The sequence below is a fragment of the Mesorhizobium sp. P2_E7 genome (genome assembly GCF_056403855.1).
The window spans coordinates 164588-188327 of sequence record NZ_JBFUER010000001.1 but is presented as its reverse complement, the minus strand read 5'-3'; the positions used below and the strand labels follow the sequence as shown (position 1 = coordinate 188327).

At 63.4% G+C, this 23740-nt stretch carries 19 protein-coding genes; 11 read left to right on the top strand and 8 right to left on the bottom strand.

What is annotated here, in order from left to right:
- Positions 1 to 15: 15 nt before the first annotated feature.
- On the bottom strand, positions 16 to 1125 hold the full coding sequence (locus AC1DYC_RS00955; protein ID WP_477403193.1) for a KamA family radical SAM protein: 1110 nt from the start codon (positions 1123 to 1125) through the stop codon (positions 16 to 18).
- A gap of 209 nt (positions 1126 to 1334) precedes the next feature.
- Between AC1DYC_RS00955 and AC1DYC_RS00950 the strand changes: the two genes are divergently transcribed.
- The 3 genes from AC1DYC_RS00950 (at position 1335) to AC1DYC_RS00940 (ending at position 7020) form a co-directional block, all read left to right on the top strand.
- A complete protein-coding gene (locus tag AC1DYC_RS00950) occupies positions 1335 to 2981 on the top strand; it encodes an acyl-CoA synthetase (protein WP_477403191.1) in 1647 nt (548 codons plus the stop codon).
- A gap of 244 nt (positions 2982 to 3225) precedes the next feature.
- Complete coding sequence (locus tag AC1DYC_RS00945; RefSeq protein ID WP_477403189.1) at positions 3226 to 4119, top strand: hypothetical protein; 894 nt, start codon at positions 3226 to 3228, stop codon at positions 4117 to 4119.
- A gap of 297 nt (positions 4120 to 4416) precedes the next feature.
- Positions 4417 to 7020, top strand: a complete 2604-nt coding sequence (locus tag AC1DYC_RS00940) for a bifunctional diguanylate cyclase/phosphodiesterase (protein ID WP_477403187.1) — start codon at positions 4417 to 4419, stop codon at positions 7018 to 7020.
- Positions 7021 to 7133: 113 nt separating this feature from the next.
- Here the strand turns inward: AC1DYC_RS00940 and AC1DYC_RS00935 are convergent, their stop codons facing one another.
- Positions 7134 to 7412, bottom strand: coding sequence for a hypothetical protein (locus AC1DYC_RS00935; RefSeq protein ID WP_477403185.1), 279 nt, complete (start codon positions 7410 to 7412; stop codon positions 7134 to 7136).
- A 56-nt stretch (positions 7413 to 7468) separates the two neighbouring features.
- On the opposite strand from AC1DYC_RS00935, the gene AC1DYC_RS00930 reads away from it, so the two are divergent.
- On the top strand, positions 7469 to 8875 hold the full coding sequence (locus AC1DYC_RS00930) for a winged helix-turn-helix domain-containing tetratricopeptide repeat protein (RefSeq protein ID WP_477403183.1): 1407 nt from the start codon (positions 7469 to 7471) through the stop codon (positions 8873 to 8875).
- A gap of 168 nt (positions 8876 to 9043) precedes the next feature.
- On the opposite strand, the gene AC1DYC_RS00925 is transcribed toward AC1DYC_RS00930, so the two are convergent.
- The gene (locus AC1DYC_RS00925; RefSeq protein WP_477403181.1) at positions 9044 to 10666 is read right to left on the bottom strand and encodes an ABC-F family ATP-binding cassette domain-containing protein; all 1623 of its coding nucleotides are present in this window, start codon (positions 10664 to 10666) and stop codon (positions 9044 to 9046) included.
- 229 nt (positions 10667 to 10895) lie between these two features.
- Between AC1DYC_RS00925 and AC1DYC_RS00920 the strand changes: the two genes are divergently transcribed.
- Positions 10896 to 11210 carry an EthD family reductase gene (locus AC1DYC_RS00920; RefSeq protein WP_202302901.1) on the top strand — a complete coding sequence of 105 codons (315 nt, stop codon included), beginning with the start codon at positions 10896 to 10898 and terminating at the stop codon, positions 11208 to 11210.
- A gap of 52 nt (positions 11211 to 11262) precedes the next feature.
- Here AC1DYC_RS00920 and AC1DYC_RS00915 read toward each other — a convergent pair whose 3' ends face one another.
- From AC1DYC_RS00915 to AC1DYC_RS00905, 3 genes are all read right to left on the bottom strand, one after another.
- Positions 11263 to 12006 (bottom strand): 2OG-Fe(II) oxygenase, encoded by a 744-nt coding sequence (locus tag AC1DYC_RS00915; RefSeq protein ID WP_477403179.1) that lies wholly within the window; start codon positions 12004 to 12006, stop codon positions 11263 to 11265.
- Between the two features lie 323 nt (positions 12007 to 12329).
- Positions 12330 to 12854 carry a carboxymuconolactone decarboxylase family protein gene (locus AC1DYC_RS00910; RefSeq protein ID WP_477403177.1) on the bottom strand — a complete coding sequence of 175 codons (525 nt, stop codon included), beginning with the start codon at positions 12852 to 12854 and terminating at the stop codon, positions 12330 to 12332.
- A 37-nt stretch (positions 12855 to 12891) separates the two neighbouring features.
- Complete coding sequence (locus AC1DYC_RS00905) at positions 12892 to 13314, bottom strand: OsmC family protein (protein WP_477403175.1); 423 nt, start codon at positions 13312 to 13314, stop codon at positions 12892 to 12894.
- A 144-nt stretch (positions 13315 to 13458) separates the two neighbouring features.
- Here AC1DYC_RS00905 and AC1DYC_RS00900 point away from each other — a divergent pair, with 144 nt between their 5' ends.
- The 4 genes from AC1DYC_RS00900 (at position 13459) to AC1DYC_RS00885 (ending at position 18365) form a co-directional block, all read left to right on the top strand.
- Complete coding sequence (locus AC1DYC_RS00900; RefSeq protein WP_477403173.1) at positions 13459 to 14121, top strand: phytochelatin synthase family protein; 663 nt, start codon at positions 13459 to 13461, stop codon at positions 14119 to 14121.
- Between the two features lie 160 nt (positions 14122 to 14281).
- Complete coding sequence (locus AC1DYC_RS00895) at positions 14282 to 14734, top strand: (2Fe-2S)-binding protein (protein WP_477403172.1); 453 nt, start codon at positions 14282 to 14284, stop codon at positions 14732 to 14734.
- 15 nt (positions 14735 to 14749) lie between these two features.
- Entirely contained in the window at positions 14750 to 17050 is a 2301-nt protein-coding gene (locus tag AC1DYC_RS00890; protein ID WP_477403170.1) for a xanthine dehydrogenase family protein molybdopterin-binding subunit, read from the top strand.
- 10 nt (positions 17051 to 17060) lie between these two features.
- The gene (locus tag AC1DYC_RS00885; protein WP_477403168.1) at positions 17061 to 18365 is read left to right on the top strand and encodes a c-type cytochrome; all 1305 of its coding nucleotides are present in this window, start codon (positions 17061 to 17063) and stop codon (positions 18363 to 18365) included.
- Positions 18366 to 18387: 22 nt separating this feature from the next.
- Here the strand turns inward: AC1DYC_RS00885 and AC1DYC_RS00880 are convergent, their stop codons facing one another.
- Positions 18388 to 19881 (bottom strand): AMP-binding protein, encoded by a 1494-nt coding sequence (locus tag AC1DYC_RS00880; protein ID WP_477403166.1) that lies wholly within the window; start codon positions 19879 to 19881, stop codon positions 18388 to 18390.
- A 27-nt stretch (positions 19882 to 19908) separates the two neighbouring features.
- Positions 19909 to 20724: a p-hydroxycinnamoyl CoA hydratase/lyase gene (locus tag AC1DYC_RS00875; protein ID WP_477403164.1), complete on the bottom strand. Its 816-nt coding sequence runs from the start codon at positions 20722 to 20724 to the stop codon at positions 19909 to 19911.
- A 118-nt stretch (positions 20725 to 20842) separates the two neighbouring features.
- Between AC1DYC_RS00875 and AC1DYC_RS00870 the strand changes: the two genes are divergently transcribed.
- Both AC1DYC_RS00870 and AC1DYC_RS00865 read left to right on the top strand, forming a co-directional pair.
- A complete protein-coding gene (locus AC1DYC_RS00870) occupies positions 20843 to 21331 on the top strand; it encodes a MarR family winged helix-turn-helix transcriptional regulator (protein ID WP_477403163.1) in 489 nt (162 codons plus the stop codon).
- Between the two features lie 109 nt (positions 21332 to 21440).
- Positions 21441 to 23705: a tetratricopeptide repeat protein gene (locus AC1DYC_RS00865; protein ID WP_477403161.1), complete on the top strand. Its 2265-nt coding sequence runs from the start codon at positions 21441 to 21443 to the stop codon at positions 23703 to 23705.
- Positions 23706 to 23740 lie beyond the last annotated feature (35 nt).

The window sequence follows — 23740 nt, the reverse complement described above, 5'->3', positions numbered from 1 at the left end:
AAGTCCTGCGCGATCCTATTCCCCCACCACGTCCCGATACACCCTCACCTCGCCATCCTGGCCGCGAATGCGCCAGTCCTGCCCGTCCTGCGCCTCGATAGAACACGGCCCGAGCGGCACCTTGCCGCCGCCTTCCGGCAGGTCCAGCACATAGATGGGATTGCAGATGCCCGACAGGCGGGCGCGCAGCGCGCCGGCCAGCGCCTGTCCCTCGGCAATGGTGGTGCGCCGATGCGCCATGCCGCGCGCGAGGTCGCCGTGGTGCAGGTAATAGGGCTTCACCCCCAGGCGATACATCAGCTCGCGACAGAGTTCCTCAAGCACCTCGACCGTGTCGTTGACGCCCTTGAGCAGGACGCTCTGGTTGAGCAGCACGAAGCCTGCCTGGCGCAAGGTGCGGCAAGCCAATTCAGTGTCCGACGTGATTTCGCGCGCGTGGTTGAAATGGGTGACGATTGTGACCATCAGCCGGCCCTGCAAGGCGCCTACCAGCCCCGGCGTGATCCGGGAGGGAAGCACGACAGGTATGCGGGTATGGATGCGCAGCAGCCGCACATGCGCGATCGTCTCGATGCGGGCGCGGATTTCGGCCAGCGCCTTGTCCGGCAGCGACAGCGGATCGCCGCCGGTCAGGATCACCTCGCGGATTTCGGGATGGGCTTCGATATAGGCGAAAGCCTCTTCGAGTGCCTCGCGCGTGTAGCCGCGACCGATCGAGGTCAGGGATTCCTTGCGGAAGCAAAAGCGGCAATAGACCGCGCATTGATAGGTCGGGAACAGAAGCACCCTATCGGCGTGGCGGTGCGTCAGCCGCGGCACGGGGCTGAAGGCATGGTCGGCGATCGGATCGCCGAGCTCGCCCTCCGTGTCCACCAGCTCATCCGGCGACGGAATGATTTGCGCGCGGATCGGATCGGCGGGATCGTTCCAGTCGATCAGGTCGAGATAGGTTTTTGGGGCACGCACCTTGTGACGCGTAGCCGCCTCCTGCGCCGCCGCGCGCTCGGCAGGCGACAGCGGCAGCGAGGCGAGATCGCGGACATGGCGGACGCCGGCACGGATGTCGTCCTGCCAGGCGGTGTCGGCATCGGCCGCTGCGGTTTTAGGGTTCGAGATTGTGGTCATTGGAGGTCTCGGGGCACAATGTGGGCGAGCTATCGGCCGGATGGGAGAGTTGGTCAACCGTCTGCAGATGCCGATTGTCATCCGTAGAGTTCCCGCCCACCCCCTTTGGCGTCCCCCGACCTTCGCCACAATCGACCAGCGCAGCGATTTCAGGCAATCTGACGGACAAGGCGTTCCACGGGGAGATGGACGCATCAGGGAGGACTGCCATGAGCAAGATGCCGCGCTATGAGGATGCCATTCAGCGCTTTCGCATCGAAGACGAGATCGCCCGGTTGCATGGCAACCCTGCAACCGGCATCAATGCCTATGTCGAATGCTGCGGCCGCTATACCGGTGAAAACCGGCTGGCGCTGCGCGCGATCTCGGCCAGCGGCGAATTGCGCGAATTCAGCTTCGACGATCTCGCCGACATGTCGGGTCGCGCCGCCAATGTGCTCAAGGCTGCCGGCGTCGGTGCCGGCGATGTCGTGGCCGGCATGCTGCCGCGCATTCCCGAACTGGTGGCGCTGATCCTCGGCACCTGGCGGATCGGCGCGGTCTACCAGCCGCTGTTCACCGCCTTCGGCCCGAAGGCCATCGAGCATCGTCTCGGCTATAGCGGTGCCAGGATCGTGGTGACCAACCCGGCCAATCGCGGCAAGCTCGACGAGGTCGAGACACCAGCGCAAATCGCGACCGTTCTTGGTCCCGGCGAGGCGCTGCCGCAAGGCGACATGGATTTTCGCGCCGCGATTGCCGCCGCCTCGCCCGACTGCCAGCCGGTGATGCGCAAGGGCGGCGACCTGTTCATGATGATGTCGACCTCCGGAACGACCGGCCTGCCCAAGGGCGTCCCGGTGCCGCTCAAGGCCCTGCTCGCCTTCGGCGCCTATATGCGCGACGCGATCGGGCTGCTGCCCGACGATGTCTTCTGGAACATCGCCGATCCCGGCTGGGCCTACGGCCTCTATTACGCCATCACCGGTCCCTTGCAGCTCGGCATCGCCACCACCTTCTATGAAGGCGCCTTCAACGCCAAAAGCACCTACGACATCATCGAGCGGCTCGGCGTCACCAGCCTCGCCGGCTCGCCCACCGCCTATCGCCTGCTGATGGCGGAAGGGCCTGACGCGGCCGCCCGTGTCAAAGGCAGGCTGCGCGTGGTGAGCAGCGCCGGCGAGCCGCTCAACCCGGAAGTAATCCGCTGGTTCGACGCAAATCTCGCCGCCCCCATCCACGACCATTACGGCCAGACCGAGAACGGCATGATGGTCAACAACCATCACGGCCTGGCGCATATTGTCCGCGCGGGCTCGGCCGGCTTTGCCATGCCGGGCTACCGTATGGTGGTGCTGGACGATGCCGGCAACGAGCTCGGCCCCAACCAGCCCGGCATCCTCGCGGTCGACATCGCGAACTCGCCGCTGCGCTGGTTCGACGGTTATCACCAGGCCGAGACGCCGGCGATATCAGGCGGCTATTACCGGACCGGCGACACGGTGGAGTACGAGCCGGACGGCTCGGTCTCCTTCATCGGCCGCGCCGACGACGTCATCACGTCGGCCGGCTACCGCATCGGCCCGTTCGACGTCGAAAGCGCGCTGATCGAGCATCCGGCGGTCAACGAAGCGGCCGTCGTCGGCGTACCCGATCCGCAACGCACCGAGATCGTCAAGGCTTTCGTGGTGCTGGCGCCGGCTTACCCGGGCAACCCGGAACTCGCCGAAGAGCTTGCCCAGCATGTGAAGAAACGGCTCTCCGCGCACTCATACCCGCGCGAGGTCGAATTCGTCACCGAGCTGCCGAAAACGCCGAGCGGCAAGATCCAGCGGTTCTTGCTGAGGAAGGCGGAGGTGGAGAAGCGCAAAGGGTGATTAGGCGCCAATCTCCCCCCTTGAGCGGGAGATGTCGCCGAAGGCGCCAGAGGAGGTCGTTGCGCGTGAAACGCTAACGTCGTCTCGCGCTGCAAAAGGAGCGAGCGCTTCACGCGCGGCGGCCGCCTCTGGCCTGCCGGCCATCTCCCCCTCAAGGGCGGAGATCTGCAGCTCCGACGCCGTCTTTTTTCGGCCCAATGTTGTCATGTATCCTTGGAATCGAACGTAGAGCGGGGTTTAAATCATGCGCACGGTCTGGACGTTTCTGTTCGCGCTGGCGAGCAGCGTGGCTTTCGCGGCCTCGCCGGAGGATGACTATATCGCCGCGCGCGACAAGGCGATTGCGGCGATCGCAGCGCTGAACAGCGCCAACGCGGCCATCGAAACGATCGACACCGAGAACGAGAAGGCGCTGGCCGACCTGCAACAGCGGCTTGCCGGCATCATCGGCCCGCTGGCGGTCAAGGACTTTCCGGCAAGCGGTACGATCAATATCGAAAGCCTCAGCGACTCCGACATCGGCTCCGGCATGCTCGATGGACTGCGCTACACCAAAGGCGACGACGGCCCCAGCCTGGTGGCAACGACGCGAGGGCTGCTGGAGCGCTGGCTCAAGGCCAAAGCCGCCGAGGCCGACGAGAGTTTCAAACTGCCCGCCGGCATCGATGCCGCGCTGAAGGTGGATGCTTTCTATACCCAGGCGATCAACAGCGACGCCGCCTTTGAGGGAACGCTCGACTTCCCGCTGAAGACCCCGCAAGGCGCCGACATCGCCTTCGCCCGGCTCGGCGGCTGGACGCAGGATGTCGGGCCGATCTACGAGCAGGAAGTCATTGTTACGCTCGTCAAAGGCGACAGCGTTAGAATCATGGCGGCGCCGGCGGCCCCTGCCGTTCCGAAGATCGCCGCCTGCGACGCCGTCTGGGCTGCTGCGGACGCTGCTGCGCAGAAATTCCAGGAGGCCTACCAGGCTTCGGACCTCAAGGACGAAAAAGCATTCGAATCCTCCAATGCCGCCTGGGACAAGGGCGACAGCGACTACCGCGCCTGCATGGGCCAACATTTGCCGGCAGATCCGGCCTTTCCGGCGCTGCTTGCCCAGGCGCAGGCGCTGGCCGATCAGATGGCGGGAAAGTAAGGCTTCGGGACAGGCCCTGCGCGGCAAGGTCAGTCGGCTTTTTCGATTCGGATGCGAAGGATGCGAGCGGCCGCCCGATGCCGCTGGCTCAATTCATCGTTCAGGGAACCGACCTTTGTTTTTGTCTGGGACCAGTCAGCTTTCGCACCTATGCTGACAACCGAGACCTCAACGTTTATTCTCAGGGTCGCCTTGAAGTCCAAATTTAAGCTTTAGCTACTACGGTCGACCGACGGACTACTGTCCTGGAAAGGTATTCGGATCGAATTGGCAGGAGCGAAATTCAATCCCGGCCGGTTGAAACGGGCCATTTTTTCTTCCGCCAACTTGCCGGCGGCGATTGCCTTTGTTGTGCTTCTCGTCTGTGCCCTGGTTGCCGACCAGAGGAACAGCGAAGTCTCCGATCAGCTGGCGCGCGCTGGCGTCCTGGCCAAGGTCAACATCATACGCGCCAAGCTTGAAGGCAACATTACCGGCAATCTCCAGCTGGTTCAGGGTCTCGTTTCGACGATCGTTACCGAGCCCTATATGGGCCAGCAGAGGTTTGCGGCACTCGCCCGCAATCTGTTCGAGCAAAAATCGCAGTTGCGCGACGTTGCCGGCGCGCCCGACCTCGTCATCGCGCTGATATATCCGCTGGAAGGCAATGAAAAAGCCATCGGGCTGGACTACCGCAAGAGCGATACGCAACGCATGGCTGCGCTTCGGGCTCGCGACCAGCGCGCACTGGTGCTCGCCGGGCCGGTCAAACTGGCGCAAGGCGGGCGTGGCTTCATCGGCCGTATCCCGGTCTTCGTGCCGACGGCGGGTGGCGGCGACCGGTTTTGGGGGATTGTCTCGGCCGTGATCGATATCGACCGGCTCTACAGCGCGAGCGGCCTGACCGAGCCTGACCTGGATATCGATGTGGCGCTCATCGGCAAGGATGCTCTGGGCGGGGGTGGCGAACTGTTCTTCGGCGGCGACAATGTCGTGGCCGGCAATCCGGTGACGGCCGAGGTGCAGCTGCCTTCAGGCTCCTGGCAGATTTCCGCGATACCGAAAGGCGGCTGGCCGACCGGTCCGAAAAATGAGTGGCTGTTGCGGGGGCTCATGGCGCTCGCCGGCGCGCTGGTGGTGCTGCCGATCCTCGCGGCAGGACGTCTTTTCGGTGAGCGACAGAAAAATGACGCCGAGTTGAGGCGCCTGTCGAGGCGGCTGGAGCTGGCATTGGAAGCCTCAGGGATAGGCGTGTGGGAGCACGACCTCGTCAGCAACGAGCTCGTATGGGACGACCGCATCAACGAAATCTATGGCAAGCCCGCCGACGGCAAGACCCGCGGCTATGACGACTGGGCGCTGGCGATCCACCCTGAAGATTTCGAGCGGGCGAAAGCGGACTTCGATTCGGCTGCCGCGACACAAGGCCCCTACTCTTCGCAGTATCGGATACTGCGACCGGACGGCACCATTCGCCACGTCCGCACACGCGCCAGTTTCTTCCAGGACATCAACGGCGGATCGAAAATGATCGGCGCGGAATGGGACGTGACCTGGGACGTGCTGCTCAACGAGAATCTCGTGCGGGAACGTCGCCTTTCAGAATCGAAAAATGCCGAACTGAACACGGCCAAGGCCCGCATCGAGCATGTCGCGCTGCACGATTCACTTACCGGCCTGCCCAACCGTCGGTATCTGGACGAGATGCTTGCCGAAAACCCCGAAGCCGAGGGCCGGGCTGCCTTGCTGCATCTCGACCTTGACCGCTTCAAGCAGATCAACGACACGCTCGGCCACGCAGCCGGCGATGCATTGCTGGTGCATGCTTCGAAAGTCATCAAAGCCAGTGTCGGCGGTGCCGATTTCGTTGCGCGCATCGGCGGCGACGAATTTGTCGTGCTGAGCCATGGACGCGATGACAAGGAGCTCGCTGCGCTTGCCGACCACATCATCGACGCCATGCGCCAGCCGGTCGACTATCTGGGTCACCAGTGCCGGTTCGGTGTCAGCATCGGGATTGCAGCCAACAGCGGCGTCGATGCCAAGCAGCTGCTGGTCAATACCGATCTGGCGCTGTACCGGGCGAAAGGCCGTGGCCGCAACCGCTACGAGTTTTTCAACGAAGAGCTGCAGAGCGAGATCGTGCGGACCAAGCAGACCGGCGACGAGATTCTGGGCGGACTCGAGCGCAACGAATTCGTTGTCTACTATCAGCCGCAGTTCGACGCCAGGACGCTGGAAATCGTCGGCGTCGAGGCGCTGTCGCGCTGGGATCATCCGCAACGCGGCGTGCTGACCCCCGACGCCTACATCAAGGTGGCTGAAGAACTCAATGTCGTGGCGCTTATCGATCGCACAGTCCTGACGCAGGCGCTTGATAATTTCGAGCGCTGGTCGCGCAGCCACCTCAACATCCCGCGCGTGTCGGTCAACGTCTCCGCCAGGCGGCTGGAGGACAAGGGACTGATCAAAGGGTTGCGCAAGCTTGCCATCAAGAAGGGGACCGTGTCGTTCGAGCTGGTGGAGTCGATTTTCCTCGACGAGAACGACGAACTGGTCACCTGGAACATCGAGCACATAAAGGGGCTCGGCATCGACATCGAGATCGACGATTTCGGCACCGGACATGCCTCGATCGTCTCGCTCCTGAAGTTGCGGCCGCGTCGCCTCAAGATCGATCGCCAGCTGGTCACACCCATCACCAGCTCAACCGCGCAGCGGCAGCTGGTGTCGTCCATCATCGACATCGGAAAGTCGCTCGGTATCGAAGTGGTCGCCGAGGGTGTCGAGACGATGGAGCACGCCCAGATCCTGAAAGAGCTTGGCTGCGATATCCTGCAAGGCTTCCTGTTCGGCTACCCGATGGACGCAAAAGCCTTCAAGGCGTTCGCCCAGTCGCGCAAATGGCTGGCGGCGAGCTGACAAACCCTGCTTGACGCAATTGCGGACGGAAGAACCGTTTCCTGAAATGGCTCTAGCTGCGCAGTCCAGGCGCTTCTGCCCCGTGCGCTCGACATATGGATCGACGGAAAGATTCAGCAGAATTTCAGAAATCTTCCGGTACGCGCCCGTTCCTTGGCTTCATTGTTCGCCTGAACGAACTGGAGGAGGTCGAACATGTCAGTGAATGAGAGCACGCGCCAAGCCGCCCGGCAGGAACTGCTGGAATATGCATCCACCGTCATGGCTGCATCCCCGTGCGCGCCCATGCCTGGAACAATGTTCGAAATGCTCGAGATCATCGCCATGGAGAGGCGGATGGCTTCCAGCCAAAGTGAAAGCGGATCAAATTCTCCTGATCCCTTGACGTCCAAGCCGATCAAGACCCCAATAGGGCAGCGTTTGCTCAAGTTGGTCAGATCGGCATTCGATGTCGCAAGAAAACGCAGGGCACGTACTGGCACTTGGCAGTTGCGAGCTTGATCTTGCGCGCGGGCAGCTTCTCCGCGACGGGAAACCTGTTGCTCTCCGCTCCAAGGCGTTTGATCTGTTGACCTATCTCAGCAGGAATGTTGGACGCGTCGCGACCAAGTCGGAACTGATGACAGCGGTGTGGCCTGATGTCTTCGTGACCGAGGACTCGCTGACGCAAGCGGTCAGGGAGTTGCGAAAGGCGCTGCAGGACGAAAGCCAAACCATCATCCGTACGATCGCCAAACGCGGCTACGTGCTGTCTCTTCTCGAGGCGCCAAAGCAAGAGCGCTCCGGACACCCGAGCGTTGCGGTACTGCGTTTCAGCAACGAAGGCGCGCCGGAAGACACCCCTTTGATCGACGGTTTCGCCGAGGACATTGTCAATGCGTTGGCTCGCTTCGGAAGGGTCGACGTGCTGGCACGCAATTCCGGATTTGCCTTTGCCTCGGATTCCGCTTCCGATTGGCGTGCCGTTGGCGACAGCCTTGGCGCAACCTATCTGGTCCGCGGCAGGGCGACGACTCGTGCCGACGGCATGCGGGTTGCCGTCAGTCTCATGACCGCTTCGACGGGTGGAGTTCTCTGGAGCGATACTTTTTCTGCGTCCGGCGGCCAGATCTTCGACATGCAGGAAGAAATCGCCTGCCGTGTGGTGAACCGGCTGGTCGCTCGGCTCGACGACGCCGGTATCAAGCAAGCAACCCCGAAGCCTCCCGACAGCCTGGCCGCATACGAGCTTCTCCTGCGTGGACTGGCCCGGCTGCGCGGTTATGGTGATGATGACAACAAGGCTGCGCGCGATCTTTTCCAGGCTGCGGTCGAAAAGGACCCGACCTATGCCCTGGCGCATTCCTACATCGCGCTCGCCGATCTCATTATCGGTGGCTATGCCGAGGCGTCCCCGGAATTGCTTGGTTCACTGATCGAGCGCGCGGAGTGCGCGGTGACCCTGGCACCGGAAGAGCCGCGCTGCCATCGCGTGCTCGCCCAAGCCTTGATCTCTGCCCGCCAGTTCGACGCGGCCGAACATCACCTTCAGCGCGCGCTCGACCTCAATCCCTATGACGCCGATACGATTGCGCAAATGGGGTTCTTGCTGTCGATGAGAGGCAGGCCTCTTGAAGCACTCGCGGCGATTGACAGTGCGATACGGATCAACCCGATCCATCCTGATTGGTACCACTATGATCGCGCCATCGCGCTGTACTCGGCTGGAGACTACAAGGCCGCGCTTGTCAGCATGTCCAAGGTCCCCTCGAAGTCCCCCCTGGCGACTGACAAGGCTGGCGGGGTGCCACGCGCAACTCGGCGAACTGAAGGAAGCTCAGCGCATCATGGCAGAGGTCAAGCGGATGGCGCCTGACTTTTCGCCGATGCAGTTTGCGCAAACCGGGACTGCGTATGAACATGCAAGTGATGTTGAACATCTCGTTGCCGGCGTCGCCAAAGCACTTGCTGCGTATGAGGAGAAGCCCTAGGCGGTGCGGTCTTCGCTTTGGACGAGAGCCGAGGCGTCCGTCTGCCGGGCGGGTTACCCCCACAACCCCGGCGCTTCCTGCCCTGTCCGCTCGACATATTCGGTATAACCGCCGCCATAGGTGTGGATGCCTTCCGGCGTCAGTTCCAGCACGCGGTTGGAGAGTGCGGCCAGGAAATGGCGGTCGTGCGAGACGAACAGCATGGTGCCTTCGTACTGCGACAGTGCCGTGATCAGCATCTCCTTGGTGGCGATGTCGAGGTGGTTGGTCGGCTCATCCAGCACCAGAAGATTGGGCGGATCGAACAGCATCAGCGCCATCACCAGCCGCGCCTTCTCGCCGCCCGACAGCACGCGGCATTTCTTCTCGATCTCGTCGCCGGAAAAGCCGAAGCAGCCGGCGAGTGCCCGAAGCGGCGCCTGGCCGGCCTGCGGAAACGCGTCTTCCAGCGTCTGGAACACGGTGCGCTCGCCTTCCAGCACCTCCATGGCGTGTTGGGCGAAATAGCCCATTTTCACGCTCGGCCCGCGAGCGACCGTGCCAGTGTCGGGGTCGGAAGCGCCGGCGACCAGCTTGAGCAGTGTCGACTTGCCGGCGCCGTTGACGCCCATGATGCACCAGCGCTCACGGCGGCGGACCTGAAAGTCGAGCCCCTCATAGATCGAGCGGCTGCCATACCCCTTGTGGACGTTCTTCAGCGTCACGACATCCTCGCCGCAGCGCGGCGCCGGCTGGAAGTCGAAGTTCACGATCTGGCGGCGCTTGGGCGGCTCGACGCGATCGATCTTGTCGAGCTTCTTCACCCGACTCTGCACCTGCGCGGCATGCGAAGCACGCGCCTTGAAACGCTCGATGAAGGCGATCTCCTTGGCCAGCATCGCCTGCTGGCGCTCGAACTGCGCCTGCTGCTGCTTGTCGGCGATCGCCCGCTGCTGCTGGTAGAATTCGTAATTGCCGGAATAGGCGGTGAGCGAACCGGCATCGATCTCGACCACCTTGTTGACGATGCGGTTCATGAACTCGCGGTCGTGCGAGGTCATCAGCAGCGCACCGTCATAACCCTTCAAAAACTGCTCCAGCCAGATCAGGCTTTCGAGATCGAGATGGTTCGACGGCTCGTCGAGCAGCATGACGTCGGGCCGCATCAACAGGATGCGGGCGAGCGCCACGCGCATCTTCCAGCCGCCGGACAGTTTTCCGACATCCCCGTCCATCATCTCCTGCGAAAAACCGAGGCCGTCGAGCACTTCGCGGGCACGGCCGTCCAGCGCGTAGCCGTCGAGCTCCTCGAAACGGTGCTGCGCCTCGCCGTACTTCTCGATGATCTCGTCCATCCGGTCGGCCTGGTCGGGATCGGCCATGGCCGCCTCGAGTTCGGCCATTTCGGCCGCCACGTCGCTGACCGGCCCGGCGCCGTTCATCACTTCGGCGACGGCGCTATGGCCCACCATGTCGCCGACATCCTGGCTGAAATAGCCGATGGTGACGCCGCGATCGACCTGCACCTGGCCCTCGTCCGGCTGCTCCTGGCCGGTGATCATGCGAAACAGCGTCGTCTTGCCGGCGCCGTTCGGCCCGACGAGGCCGACCTTCTCGCCTTTCTGCAAGGCTGCCGAGGCCTCGATGAAGACGATCTGGCGGCCGTTCTGCTTGCCGATGCTTTCAAGACGGATCATGGGGCGGTCCGGGAGAGTTGGTGCAAAGTTCAGGGATTTGCCCGGGGCCATACGCGAATGATCGCAAGGAGGGAAGAGGCAGAAGCGCCGCAGATGGTGGCGAAGACCCCGTCATCGCGCCCGAAAACAAAAATCCAGCGATTGTCGAAAACCGCCCTCGCGGAACGACATTGGCACGGCGGCCTGCATGGCCCCCGAACAGCGACACCAACAGGGCAGGAATATGACAATGGCCAAGATGCTCGTGATCTACAAAACCCCGGCCGATCCGGAGGCATTCGACCGGCACTATTTCGAGGTTCATGTGCCGCTGGCCAAGAAGCTTCCCGGCCTGCGGCGCTACGACATCAGCAGGCGGCCCATCATCAAGCGCTCGGCGGGCGAGATGCCGTATCTGGTGGGGACGCTCTATTTCGACAGCCTCGCCGATATGCAGAGCGCATTTGCCACCGAAATCGGCATTGCCTGCGCCGCTGACCGGCGGATACTCGCGCCAGGAGACGACGACTTGACGATGCTGCTGTTCGACGTCGACGAAGTGTGAGCCTTCGCCGGTCTCGGAGCGGAACGAAGGAACCGCGCCGAAGCGGACGACGTTACTTCGCGTCGTGGAAGATGATCCCCACCGTATGCCGCCGTCCCGAGCGCAGGCGGCTGACACCGTGCCTGAGATTGACGCGGTAGTGCCCTTTCGTGCCCTGCACCGGCCGGTTGTGGACAGCAAAAATCACCGCATCGCCCTGGGTCAGCGGCACTACCTCGGCGCGGCTCTGCATGCGCGGGCGCTGTTCGGTCAGCACGAATTCGCCGCCAGTGAAATCCTCGCCCGGCTGGGAAAGCAGGACCGCCACCTGCAGCGGAAAGGCGAGATCGCCATAAAGATCCTGGTGCAGGCAGTTGAAGTCGCCGGGGCCGTACTGGAGGAGAAGCGGCGTCGGCCGTGTCTGGCCGTTTTCGTGGCAAAGCTGGAGGAAGGCGGCGTGGTCGGCGGGATACCGCTGGGCAACGTCCATGCGCGCATTCCAGTCGTTCGCAACGCCCGCCAGCCTAGGGTAAAGCGCGGTGCGCAGGCCGCCGATCAGGTCGGGCAAGGGATAGCGGAAATAGCGGTACTCGCCCTTGCCGAAGCCGTGACGCGCCATCACCACATGGCTGCGGAAATGGTCCTCTTGCGGATAGAGCGCGGCGATTTCGGCGCACTCCTGAGGGGAGAGCAAGGCCGGCATGACGGCGCTGCCATAGCTGTTCAGTTCGGCGACGAGCGCGCGCCAGTCCTGCGCGGCAACGCGCGCTTCGGCCGAACGCGTTGCGCGTTGGGTGGTTAGGGAATGGACGGTCATGGTCGCCTCCTTTGATACGATCAAAGTGGGGCGGATGAGAGGTGCGAACCACCCGATTCCTGCGGAGGTGCGCGCTCTTCCCTTCGCCCCTTGTGGGGTGAGCAGGCGGTTCGCGAAGCGAATTCATCGTGCCAGTGGCACGATGAAAGGCCGGCGAACGCCGGGACGCTGCGAAGCAGCGGGGACCCGGCAGGGTGGATCGGCCACCACCCGGCCCTTCGCAGGCTCAGGGCGTTCGAAGCTCGAAAAGCCAAGCAATTGGCTTTTCGTTCGCTAACGCGAACCGCTTCTCACCCCACAAGGGGAGAAGGGAAGACCGTACGTCACTGCCTCCGATACGCTTCCAACTCAGGGTCCAGATCGACCCGCACCGCGTTCGTAAACACGCAGGTCGCCACCATGATGCCGGCGAAGGCGACGAGGTTGACCAGCAGCGCGTCGTCGTAGCGGGTCTTGAGTGCCGCCCAGATATCGTCGGGAACCGCGTTGCCACCGGCCGCGACCGCCTTGCCGAAGGCGATCAGCAGCGCTTCATCGGTGCTGGGCGTGACAGCCTCGGGCTCCAAGCCGCCGTCGATCAGCGCGCGGCGGAAGAAGGTGACGGGAATCTCGGCGCGACACATCTCAGTGATCGCCAGCGATAACAGCCAGATGGCGCGGTCGTCGAGCGTCGGCCTTAGCAGATCGCGCAGCGTGAACCATTCGGCATAGATGCGGTGCGCCGCCGGCGAATGCAGCAAGATGCGCTTCATGTTGGTCATGCGACCGCGCAGGCCAAGCTCCCGGTCGTGCTCGGCGCGGATTTCGGGCGATGCCGTGGCGTAATCGATCGGCGGAATCATGGCCATCGGATGGTCCTTGGTTGGCGGTGTTCTGCTAGATTCCTCACCCAAGCGTCGCGTGCAGTTCCGGCGCGGTGCGCAGCGTGTTGGACACCGTGCAGATCGCCTCGGCATCGTCGACGATCCGCTGCTTGGTCGCCGCGTCGAGATCGCCCGCAATGTCGAGCCTGATGCTGATCTTTTCAACACGCGACGGGTCGTCCTTCGCCTTCTCGCCGCTCACCTCGGCGCGCACCTCGCCAAGCGCGGCGGCAACGCCGAGGCGGCTGGCGGCGATGCGGGCGCTCAGCACCATGCAGGCGGCGAGCGAGGCATAGAGCAGGTCGAGCGGATTGAAGCCCGGCGCACTGACGCCGGTGACGACATCGAGCGTGCCGCCGGTCGGCGTGGTAATGGAAGGCAAGCCGCCGGGCTCCAGTGTCGCCGTGGCGCCGGTGACGCGGGTCCTGATCTTCAACTCAGCCATCGCAAAATCCTTTCGGGGCCGGGCAAGATGCAAGGCGCAGCCGCCCTTGCGGCGCGCCCTGCCACGCAATGCCGGTATATGGTAGTCTCGGAGCCGACATCGCAACATCGACCGACGAACAATCGTCTGCTTCGAGGTTCAGCAATGAAGCGCAGTTTCATTTTGGCTGTGATTGCCGGCGTTGGCCTGCTCTGCGGTGCCGCATTTTTGATTGTCGGTCCGTCCCCAGTCTCGCCCGACGCCATCCAGTCGTCGGTTGTTCGTACCCCGGCATTGATCGACAGCGCCTGGAAGTTGCCCGTGGCCGCTACCTTCAATGCCAACCTTGACTGGCAATCGAACGGGTCGCGCTGCGGTCCGGCAAGTGTTGCAAACACATTCCGCTCCATCGGCGAAGAGGAGACGACCGAAGCCGAAGTGCTCGCGGGAACCGGAAAGTGCTGGACTGGCTTTTGCATCGTCGGTCTGACGCTGGACGAGCTTGCCGACGTCGCTCAGGCGAAAACCGGGCGCAAAGTCTCCGTGCTTCGCAATTTGAGCGCCGACGAGTTCCGCGAGCACATGAAGCACGCCAACGACCCCGGCCGCCGCTACATAATCAACTTTACCCGCGAGAAGATTTTCGGCGCCGGCAGCGGCCATTTTTCCCCGATCGGCGGCTATCTGGAGGCCGAGGACTTGGTTTTCGTTCTCGACGTCAACGAGCGCTACAAGCCTTGGCTGATCGAGCGTGAACGCCTGTTCTCCGCCATGGACACAATCGACAGCGACGGCGACAAGAAGCGCGGCTTGCTGCTGATCGAATGACACCTAGCCCGCCGGCTAGCTGGCAGTCCGGCGATGCTCCAGCTACCGTGGTCGCACACGCGTTATGCTTCGGAAAACACAAAGCATTTGATTAGACACAAAAGGCAAATTTGTGCCTACTGCCTTATCCACGGGGATGCGGATAACCGAGGAGTGACCCATGATTGCGCTCAATGTAAACGGCGAGGATCGCCGCGTCGACGTGCCGGACGACATGCCGTTATTGTGGGTGTTGCGCGACGTCATCGGCCTGACCGGCACGAAGTTCGGTTGCGGCATCGCCCAATGCGGCGCCTGCACGGTGCAGCTTGACGGGCAACCGGTGCGCTCCTGCGTGTTGCCGGTCGCCGCGGTCGGCCAGCGCCACGTCACCACGGTCGAAGCGATCGGCGCGACACCAAGCGGCAAGAAGGTGCAGGATGCATGGCTCGACCTGGAGGTCATCCAGTGCGGCTATTGCCAGTCCGGCCAGATCATGTCGGCCTCGGCGCTGCTGGACCGCAATCCCAATCCGAGCGACAGCGATATCGATGCCGCGATGTCCGGCAACATCTGCCGGTGCGGCACCTACACACGCATAAGAGCGGCCATAAAACAGGCCGCGAAGGCCTGAGGGAGATAGCCAGCCATGGGCAAGCCGTCCTCCTCCACCCAAAAAGTCACCTCGCGCCGCGCCTTCCTGCAAGGTAGCGGACTTCTGCTCGGCTTCACCATGCTTGGCGCCGGCATCAGGCCCGGTTTTGCCGCGGCCGAGCCCGTCGAAGGCGACGTCACCGCCGCCTTTTCACCCGATGCCTTCATCCGCGTCGACAGCGACGGCAAGATCACCTTCATCCTGCCCAACATCGAAATGGGACAGGGCACCCATACCGGCGAAGCGACGCTGATCGCCGAGGAACTGGAGGTTGGCCTCGACCAGGTGAAGGTCGTCGACGCGCCGCCCAACGAGAAGCTTTATACGACTGCGCTGCTGGGCGGCCAGGCGACCGGCGGCTCGACATCGATGCGCGCCACATGGGAGCCGTTGCGCAAGGCAGGTGCGGCGGCCCGTATGATGCTGGTTGGTGCAGCCGCCGCGCAATGGTCGGTTCCGGTTTCGGAATGCAGCGCCAAGCTTGGTGTGGTCACCCATCAGCCGACAGGCCGGCGACTGGCCTATGGCGCACTCGCCGACGCAGCGGGCAAGCAGCCGGTGCCCAGCGACGTCAAGCTGAAGGATCCCAAGGACTTTCAGCTGATCGGCAAGTCGCTGCGCCGGGTCGACACGGCAGGCAAGGTCAATGGCGCGGTGATCTACGGCATCGACGTGCGCGTGCCCGACATGAAGGTGGCGACGGTCGCCGCCTGCCCGGTCATCGGCGGCAAGCTCGGCGCTGTCGACGAGGCGGCGGCGCGTGCCGTTCCCGGCGTGCGCGACATCGTCAAGCTGGACAACGCGGTCGCCGTCATCGGCGATCATTTCTGGGCGGCCAAGAAAGGCCTCGAGGCCCTCACCATCACCTGGGACGAAGGCGCCAACGCCAAGCTTTCAACCGCCGACATTATGAACACCTTGAAAGCGGCGTCCAAAAACAAGACGCCGATCATGGCGCGCCAGGAAGGCGACGTCGCCGGCGCGCTGAGAGCCGCCGTCAAAACGGTCGAGGCAAGCTATGAATTGCCGTTCCTGGCGCATGCGCCGATGGAGCCGATCAACTGCGTCGTGCATGTGCGCGCGGATGAATGCGAGATCTGGCTCGGCACCCAGGTGCCCACCCAGGCGCAAGGCTGGGCCGCCCAGGTCACGGGCTTTCCGCTCGACAAGATCATCGTGCACAATCATCTGATCGGCGGCGGTTTCGGCCGCCGGCTCGTCGCTGAATATGTCGGCCAGGCGGTGGCGATCGCCAAACAGGTGGCCTACCCGGTCAAGGTCATCTGGACGCGTGAAGAAGACATCCAGCACGACCTCTACCGGCCAACCTACTACGATCGCCTCTCGGCCGGTCTTGGCGCCGACGGCCTGCCGACGGTGTGGATCGATCATGTCGCCGGCGGCTCGGTGCTCGGCAACTACATTCCGGGCGGCTGGCCGCAGGACAAGCTCGACGACGACGCCGTCGACGGCGCCGCCAAACCGCCTTACGACCTGCCCGTCATCCAGGTCGACTGGGTGCGCGAGGACCCGCCGATGCCGATCACCTGGTGGCGCGGCGTCGGGCCGACGCACAATGTCTTCGTGGTCGAAAGTTTCATGGACGAACTCGCCCACGCGGCGGGCAAGGACCCGGTGGAATACCGCCGGGCGCTGACCAAGAACCAGCCGCGTGCGGCCGGCGTGCTCGAGCTTGGGGCCGAGAAATCCGGCTGGGGCTCGCCGCTTCCGGCGGGAAGCGGCCGCGGCATTTCCCTGCACAATGCCTTCGGCAGCTTCATGGCCGCGGTGCTCGAGATCTCGGTGTCACCGGCCGGCGAAATCACGCTGCAGCGTGCGGTGGTCGCCGTCGATTGCGGCATCGCCATCAACCCCAACACGGTCGAAGCGCAGATCGAGGGCGGATTGATCTTCGGCTTGTCGGCGGCGCTCTACAGCGGCATCACCTTCAGCAATGGCCGCGTCGAACAGAGCAATTTTCACGACTACCGCATCCTGCGCAACAACGAGGCGCCGAAGATCGAGGTCTATCACGTCAAGAGCCTGGAATCGCCTGGCGGCATCGGCGAGACGGCAACGGTTTCGGCCGGCCCTGCCCTTGCCAACGCGATCTTCGCCGCAACGGGAAAACGCCTGCGCAGCCTGCCCATCGACCGCAACCAGCTGAAGAGCGACGGCGCCGACAAGACCAAGGTGTCGATGATGCCGCCGCTGGCAGTACCCGTGCTGGCGGTGCTGGCAAACAACGAGGAGCGCGCCGAGAGCGGCGGCGAAACCGAATTCGAAGTGCAGTGAGGGCCGAGCCATGAAAAGACTGGGCCGCATCCTCCTCGCTGTCGTGGTCGTCATCGCTGTCGGCGTTGCGATCTTCCTGTTCAAGCCGGCGCCGCTGCCTGATGTTTCGGCGGCGCAGGCAAAGCTGCCGACCGGGCAGGCGCTGATCGATCGCGGCGAATATCTGACGCGCGCCGCCGATTGCGTTGCCTGCCACACGACATCAGGCGGCCAGCCCTATGCAGGCGGCCTTGCCTTCAAGCTGCCGTTCGGCACCGTCTATTCGCCCAACATCACCGCCGACAAGGAAACCGGCATCGGCGACTGGAGCGACGCGGAGTTCGTGCGCGCGCTGCATCAAGGCATCGACAGAGAAGGCCGCAATCTCTACCCGGCGTTTTCCTATGCCGCCTATGCGCGGATGACCACGGAAGATGCGCTGGCGATCAAGGCCTATCTGTTCAGCCTGCCGCCGGTGCACGCCGAGGCGCCCAAGAACGATCTCGGCTTCCCGTTCAACCAGCGTTATGTCCTGCGGTTCTGGAACCTGCTGTTCGTTCCCAACGGTCCGCTGCCGCAAGACGAAAAGCAGACCGCGGAGTGGAACCGCGGCGCCTATCTCACCGAAGCCATGGCGCATTGCGGCGAATGCCACACGCCCCGCAATCTGCTCTATGGGCTCGACAACGGCAAGAAATTCGCCGGCGCCGAACTGCAAGGCTGGAAGGCCTACAATATCAGCTCGGACAAGACGACCGGCATCGGCAGCTGGAGCGACGAACAACTCGTCGACTATCTGTCCAAGGGTCATGCCGATGGCCGCGGCTCCGCCACCGGCAGCATGGGCGAAGCCGTCGACTTCAGCTTGCGCCACCTGACGCCGGAAGACATCAAGGCGATCGTCGCTTATGTGAAAACCGTTCCGCCGCAGACAAGCAGCGACAAGGCGATCGTCGAAGCGGAGCCGGCTACGCTGAAGGCTTCTACTGCCTATGCGCCAGCCGCAGACGCGGCAGCGCAAGGCGGGCTCGGCCTCAAGCTGTTCCAGGGCGCCTGCGCCAGCTGTCATGGATGGAACGGCGAAGGGTTGCAGACGCCTTACGCGGCGCTGCGCGGCAGCCGCACGGTCAACGACCCCGATGGCACCAACCTCATTCAGGTCATGCTCAAGGGCGCCCATACGACGACGACGCTCGGCAAACAGTCGATGCCAGCTTTCGCCAATGCCTATTCGGATGTCGAGATCGCGGCGCTCGGCAATTATGTGCTGGCGCATTTCGGCGGCAAGCAATCCGCCATCACGCCGGCCGACGTTGCGAAGGCGCGTGCGCAATGAAGCCTGGCGGCGATGCCCCAGCTCACCGCCGCCCGCGCAAAATGTGTTTCTGGATCTTGCCCGACGCGGTGCGCGGCAACGCGTCGGTGAGCAGGAATTCCTTCGGCACCTTGTAGCGGGCGATGCGGGCGGCGCAGTGAGTGGCGAGCACTGCCGGGTCGAGGACACGACCGGCCTTCAGCACGACGAAGGCGCGGCCGACCTCACCCCAGCGCGCGTCGGAGATGCCGATGACAGCGACTTCCGAGATGTCGGGATGGTCGAGCAGCGCCATCTCGACCTCGGCCGGATAGACGTTTTCGCCACCGGAAATGAACATGTCCTTGCGACGATCGACCAGGGTGACGAAGCCGTCTTCGTCCCGGCGCGCAATGTCGCCGGTGCGGAACCAGCCATCTGATGTGAAGGCCTGCGCCGTCTCCTGCGGCCGGTTCCAGTAACCCGGCGTCACGTTGGGGCCGCAGAGCCAGATTTCGCCCGCCTCGCGGGCTGCGACGTCTTGGCCGTCTTCGTCGACGATGCGCAGGCAAACCGAAGGTCCCGGCAGGCCGGCGGAACCTGCCTTGCGGGCGATCTGGCCGGCCTCGAGCGGCATGCCGAGCACGGTGCCGGCCTCGGTCATGCCGAAGCCGTCAACCATGCGCACGCCCTGCTCCAGCCACCAGCGGATGTCGGCGGCGGGGTTGGGCGCGCCACCGGTGAAGATGGCGGTGAGCGTGGTCCAGTTTGCCGGCGCGAACGCGGCGTCTTCGCGCAGCATTTTGGCCATTTGCGGGACGCAGAAATAGTGGGTAATGCCGAGTTCCGGATCGGCCAGCCGGCGGTTGGTGGCGCTGGCCTCGAAGCCGGGCGAGATCAGCACGGTGCCGCCTTGCAGCAAGGGCGGACGCAGGTTGGTGATGAGACCGATGACATGGAACATCGGCGCGTCGCAGAGGAAGACGCTTGAATTGCCTACACATCCCAGAACGCCGAAATTGACCGCGGTGGCGAAGGCGTTGGCCCCGGTGATGATGACACCCTTCGGCCGGCCCGATGTGCCTGAGGTGTAGAGGATGATCGATGGCTGGTCGGCTGCCGGCAAAGGCCGGCGCGGCGCCTGCGCCTGCGCTTCCATCGCCGCCGCAAAATCAGCGACCTCGACCGTTGTGCAGCCCTTGGGCGGCACCGTATCGAACGCGGCATCGTGCAGCAGCAGTGCGGGATCGCAATCGGCGAGGATTGCTTGTTGCTCGGCCTCGGCGAGGCGCCAGTTGACCGGCACGAAAATGGCGCCGAGCCGCATGGCGGCTTGCTGCAGGATCAGGAGGTCGGCGCTGTTGCGGGCGACGGTGGCGATGCGCTGCCCCGGCTCGATGCCGTAGCCGCTCTCAAGCACGGCGACGGCACGCTGGATGGAATCGTCGAGCCTGCTGTATGTCCAGCGCCGCCCGGAAGCGAGGTCGACGCAAGCGAGGCGCTCGGGCTGCGTTGCCGCATGCAAGGCCACGGGATCGGGCGTCGTCCAGGCCGGCATCTCGCATCTCCTCCCCGCTCGAATGTCTCACCTTGCCTTGTCGTAAGCGCCGAGGCCGGGCTTGTAGCTTTTTTCGTCGATGAACTGGCGGATGCCTTCCTTGCGGCCGTCATTGTCGTAGGAATTGGCCGCCTCCTGCGCGCGCACCAGATAGTCCTCGGCATTGTCGTAGGTCATCTCGCCAACGCGGCGGATGGCGTCCTTGGTCGCCTTCAGCGCGACAGGGTTTTTCTTCAGCAAAATGTTCGCCACCTCGGTGACGCGCGCCTTCAGCTTCTCCAATGGCAGGCTTTCATTGACCAGCTTCCAGGCCGCCGCCTTCCTGCCGTCGATCAGCTCGCCGGTCAGCGCATGATACATGGCGTCGCGCATCGACAAGAGGTCGACCACCACCTTGGTGGCGCCGCCGCCGGGCAGGATGCCCCAGTTGATCTCGGAGAGCGCAAACTGCGCCTCGTCGGCGGCGAAAGCGAGGTCGCAGGCAAACAGTGGGCCGTAGCCGCCGCCAAAGCACCAGCCATTGACCATGGCGATGGTCGGCTTGCGATACCAGCGCAGCCGCCGCCACCAGCCATAGGCTTCACCTTGCGCCTTGCGAACGGCGCCGAGCCCCTTGGCCTCGGTCTCGCGAAAATACTCCTTGAGGTCCATGCCCGCCGACCAGGCATTGCCCTCGCCCGACAGCACCAGCACGCCGACATCGTCGCGGTACTCCAGCCCATCCAGAACTTCCATCATGCGCCGGTTGAGCGCCGGGTTCATGCAGTTGCGTTTTTCGGGCCGGTTGAAGCGCACCCAGGCGATGCCGTCCTCGACGTCGAAGGCAACGGGTTCGTCGGTCATGGCAATTCTCCTCCCGGCGGGTCACTCAAGATCGCTATGTAACATAGCATATATATCTGCTATGTCGCATAGTCTTTTTCGCTTGACAAGGGCTTTGATCGCGGCGATCGCTTGCAGCATGGACGAGACCAGACTTCGCACCGCATCCAGCAAGCCCAAGAAGGTGGCCAAGACCGCGCCCGACGACCTGCTCGACGCCCAGATCGGCTATAATCTGAGGCGCGCCTCGACCGTTGCGCTCAATGATTTCGGCGTCGAGATGGCCGACGCCGCGTTGCGCCCGGTGACCTACGGCATGCTGGCGCTGATCGACGAGCGGCCCGGCATCAGCGCCGCCGAGCTCTGCCGCCGGCTCGGCATGAAAAGCGCCAACATGGCGCCGCTGCTTGCCGAACTCGAGGAACGCGGGCTGGTCGAACGCGACGACCATGCGCAGGACAGGCGGATACAGGTGCTCGCTTTGACCAAGGCAGCCAAAGCGGCCATGCCGGCATGGCGCCGGCAGGTGCGCCGGCACGAGGACCGCTTCCTACAGCGGCTGACGAAAAAAGAGCGCACAACGCTGCTGCGCCTGCTGCGGCTGATCTGGACCGAGGAAATCGACTGAAGGCAGCTTGAGCGGCGCCATCGGCGATTGCCCAAAAATTCCCATCGACTACAGTCAGTCTGCGCGACAGGCTGTCGCCGCAAGGCCGTCGATGACGTTGGGGGGCGAGTTGAGCGGGCTGGTTGGGAAGTGGCTTTTCTGGGGGGCGCTGGCCGGCGTTGCGGTCTTACTTGTCCCTGCCCTGCCGGCGCTGGCAGCCAGCAGCGACTGCGTCAGCGACGACGAGGTTGATGCGGCGGTGCGGATTGCCGCATGCACGCGCATGATCGAAGACCCTACAGAGCCCGTCGCCAACCGCGCGACCGCCTATTACAAACGAGGCGGTGCGCGGGAATCGCAAGGCGACTACGACCGGGCGATTGCCGATCTCGACCAGGCGATCGAGCTCGATCCGAAACTTGCCGGCGCCTATTATGTGAGAGGCTTCACATGGATGGACAAGGGCGACAATGATCGTGCCATCGCCGATTTCGGGGAGGTGATCAGTCTCGATCCCACATATGCCAGCACCTACAACAGCCGGGGCGGAGCGTGGGAGAACAAGGGCGACTACGACCGAGCTATCGCCGATTATGATAAGGCCATCAGCCTCGATCCGAAATATTCCAATGCCTACAACAATCGCGGCATCGTCTGGAGAAAAAAGGGCGATATCGACCGCGCCATCGCCGACTACACCCAGTCAATCAGTCTCGATCCCAAACAGACCAGGGCTTATAGCAATCGCGGCACGGCCTGGGAGCAGAAGGGCGACTACGATCGCGCCATTGCCGATTACAATCAAGCGATCAGCCTCGATCCCCAATATGCCTATAATTATGCAAAGCGGGGCATCGCCTGGTCGCACAAGGGTGACAATGACCGCGCCATTGCCGACTACGATCGAGCGATCAGCCTTGGCCTGAAAGACCCCAACGTCTATTACAACAGAGGCCTGACCTGGAGAAGGAAGGGAGACAATGATCGCGCCATCGCCGACTACGATCAGGCGATCAGTCTCGATCCCAAGGATCCCGACGCTTACATTGGACGAGGCGCAACCTGGGCGCGCAAGGGTGACTACGACCGCGCCATTACCGACTACGACCAGGCGATCAGCCTCGATCCCCGAAACGCCAGAGCCTACGTCAACAGAGGATTGGCCTGGAAAAAGAAAGGCGACTACGGCCGTGCGATCGCCGACTACGGCCGGGCGATAAGTCTCGATCCGAAGAACGCCGATGCCTATGACAATCGAAGCCTGGCCTGGAAAGCCAAGGGTGACTACGACCGCGCCCTCGCCGATTCCAACCAGGCGATCAGCCTCGATCCGAATGACGCCAGCGCTTACAACAATCGCGGACTGGCGTGGGCACGCAAGGGCGAGCATGACCGCGCCATCGAAGACTACAACCAGGCAATCAGCCTCGACCCGAAAGACGCCGGCGCCTTCTACAACAGAGGCAACAGCTGGGCGAAAAGGCGAGACTATGACCGCGCCATCGCCGACTACACGCAGGCAATCGACCTCGACCCGAAAGACGACAGCGCCTTCTACAATAGAGGCAACATTTGGGCGAAAAAGCGGGACTATGATCGCGCCATCGCCGACTACACGGAAGCCATCAGCCTCAACCCGAAACACGCCAACGCCTATGACAGCCGTGGAATCGCCTGGACGCATAAGGGCGAGTACGACCGCGCTTTTGCCGATTTCAGCCAGACGATCGCGATCGATCCGGCGGATGCCGCAACCTACCGAAGCCGAGCCCGCATCTGGCAGAGAAAGGGCGATCTAGAGCACGCTATCGCCGACTATGACCAGGCGATCCTGCTCGACCCGAAAAACGCCGTTGCCTACAGCGGCCGGGGCGATGTCTGGTCGACGAAAGGCGACTACGCCCGCGGAGCTCTCGACTACGATCAGGCAATCGGCCTCGATCCAAAACACATCTACGCTTATCTCGGTCGAGGCATTGTCCGTTTCTATTCAGGCGCTTTGTCCGACGCACAGGCCGACTTCGAACAGGGCGCAGCGATCGAGCCCGACAATGCCTATCTTGCGATCTGGCTTGAAATGGCCGAGCGGCGCAACGGCGTGGCCGGCCATTTGCAGCGGGCAGCAGACAAGCTCGACATGACGAAATGGCCGGCGCCGGTTGTCCGTATGCTGCTTGGCCAACAGACGCCGGCGGAGATGGAGGCGGCTGCCGACGATCCGGACCCGATCACGAAGCGCGGCAATCTGTGCGAAGCGAACCTGTTCACCGCCGAGTTCAACCGGTTGCAGGGAAACAACGTCGAAGCCTTGCGGCTCTACCGGCTCGCTGCCAGCGATTGCCCCAGGGACTATTACGAATACATCGCCGCCGAAGCTGCGCTCCGGGCGCCGTGAGACAGAAGCCGGACTTTTGATGAATTGGGAGGGCG

What these genes read in the sequence shown, in the direction of transcription:
- AC1DYC_RS00955 (WP_477403193.1), bottom strand. Translation starts at nt 1,125, where the DNA reads ATGACCACAATCTCGAACCCTAAAACCGCAGCGGCCGATGCCGACACC.
- AC1DYC_RS00950 (WP_477403191.1), top strand. Translation starts at nt 1,335, where the DNA reads ATGAGCAAGATGCCGCGCTATGAGGATGCCATTCAGCGCTTTCGCATC.
- AC1DYC_RS00945 (WP_477403189.1), top strand. Translation starts at nt 3,226, where the DNA reads ATGCGCACGGTCTGGACGTTTCTGTTCGCGCTGGCGAGCAGCGTGGCT.
- AC1DYC_RS00930 (WP_477403183.1), top strand. Translation starts at nt 7,469, where the DNA reads ATGTCGCAAGAAAACGCAGGGCACGTACTGGCACTTGGCAGTTGCGAG.
- AC1DYC_RS00925 (WP_477403181.1), bottom strand. Translation starts at nt 10,666, where the DNA reads ATGATCCGTCTTGAAAGCATCGGCAAGCAGAACGGCCGCCAGATCGTC.
- AC1DYC_RS00920 (WP_202302901.1), top strand. Translation starts at nt 10,896, where the DNA reads ATGGCCAAGATGCTCGTGATCTACAAAACCCCGGCCGATCCGGAGGCA.
- AC1DYC_RS00915 (WP_477403179.1), bottom strand. Translation starts at nt 12,006, where the DNA reads ATGACCGTCCATTCCCTAACCACCCAACGCGCAACGCGTTCGGCCGAA.
- AC1DYC_RS00910 (WP_477403177.1), bottom strand. Translation starts at nt 12,854, where the DNA reads ATGGCCATGATTCCGCCGATCGATTACGCCACGGCATCGCCCGAAATC.
- AC1DYC_RS00905 (WP_477403175.1), bottom strand. Translation starts at nt 13,314, where the DNA reads ATGGCTGAGTTGAAGATCAGGACCCGCGTCACCGGCGCCACGGCGACA.
- AC1DYC_RS00900 (WP_477403173.1), top strand. Translation starts at nt 13,459, where the DNA reads ATGAAGCGCAGTTTCATTTTGGCTGTGATTGCCGGCGTTGGCCTGCTC.
- AC1DYC_RS00895 (WP_477403172.1), top strand. Translation starts at nt 14,282, where the DNA reads ATGATTGCGCTCAATGTAAACGGCGAGGATCGCCGCGTCGACGTGCCG.
- AC1DYC_RS00890 (WP_477403170.1), top strand. Translation starts at nt 14,750, where the DNA reads ATGGGCAAGCCGTCCTCCTCCACCCAAAAAGTCACCTCGCGCCGCGCC.
- AC1DYC_RS00885 (WP_477403168.1), top strand. Translation starts at nt 17,061, where the DNA reads ATGAAAAGACTGGGCCGCATCCTCCTCGCTGTCGTGGTCGTCATCGCT.
- AC1DYC_RS00880 (WP_477403166.1), bottom strand. Translation starts at nt 19,881, where the DNA reads ATGCCGGCCTGGACGACGCCCGATCCCGTGGCCTTGCATGCGGCAACG.
- AC1DYC_RS00875 (WP_477403164.1), bottom strand. Translation starts at nt 20,724, where the DNA reads ATGACCGACGAACCCGTTGCCTTCGACGTCGAGGACGGCATCGCCTGG.
- AC1DYC_RS00870 (WP_477403163.1), top strand. Translation starts at nt 20,843, where the DNA reads ATGGACGAGACCAGACTTCGCACCGCATCCAGCAAGCCCAAGAAGGTG.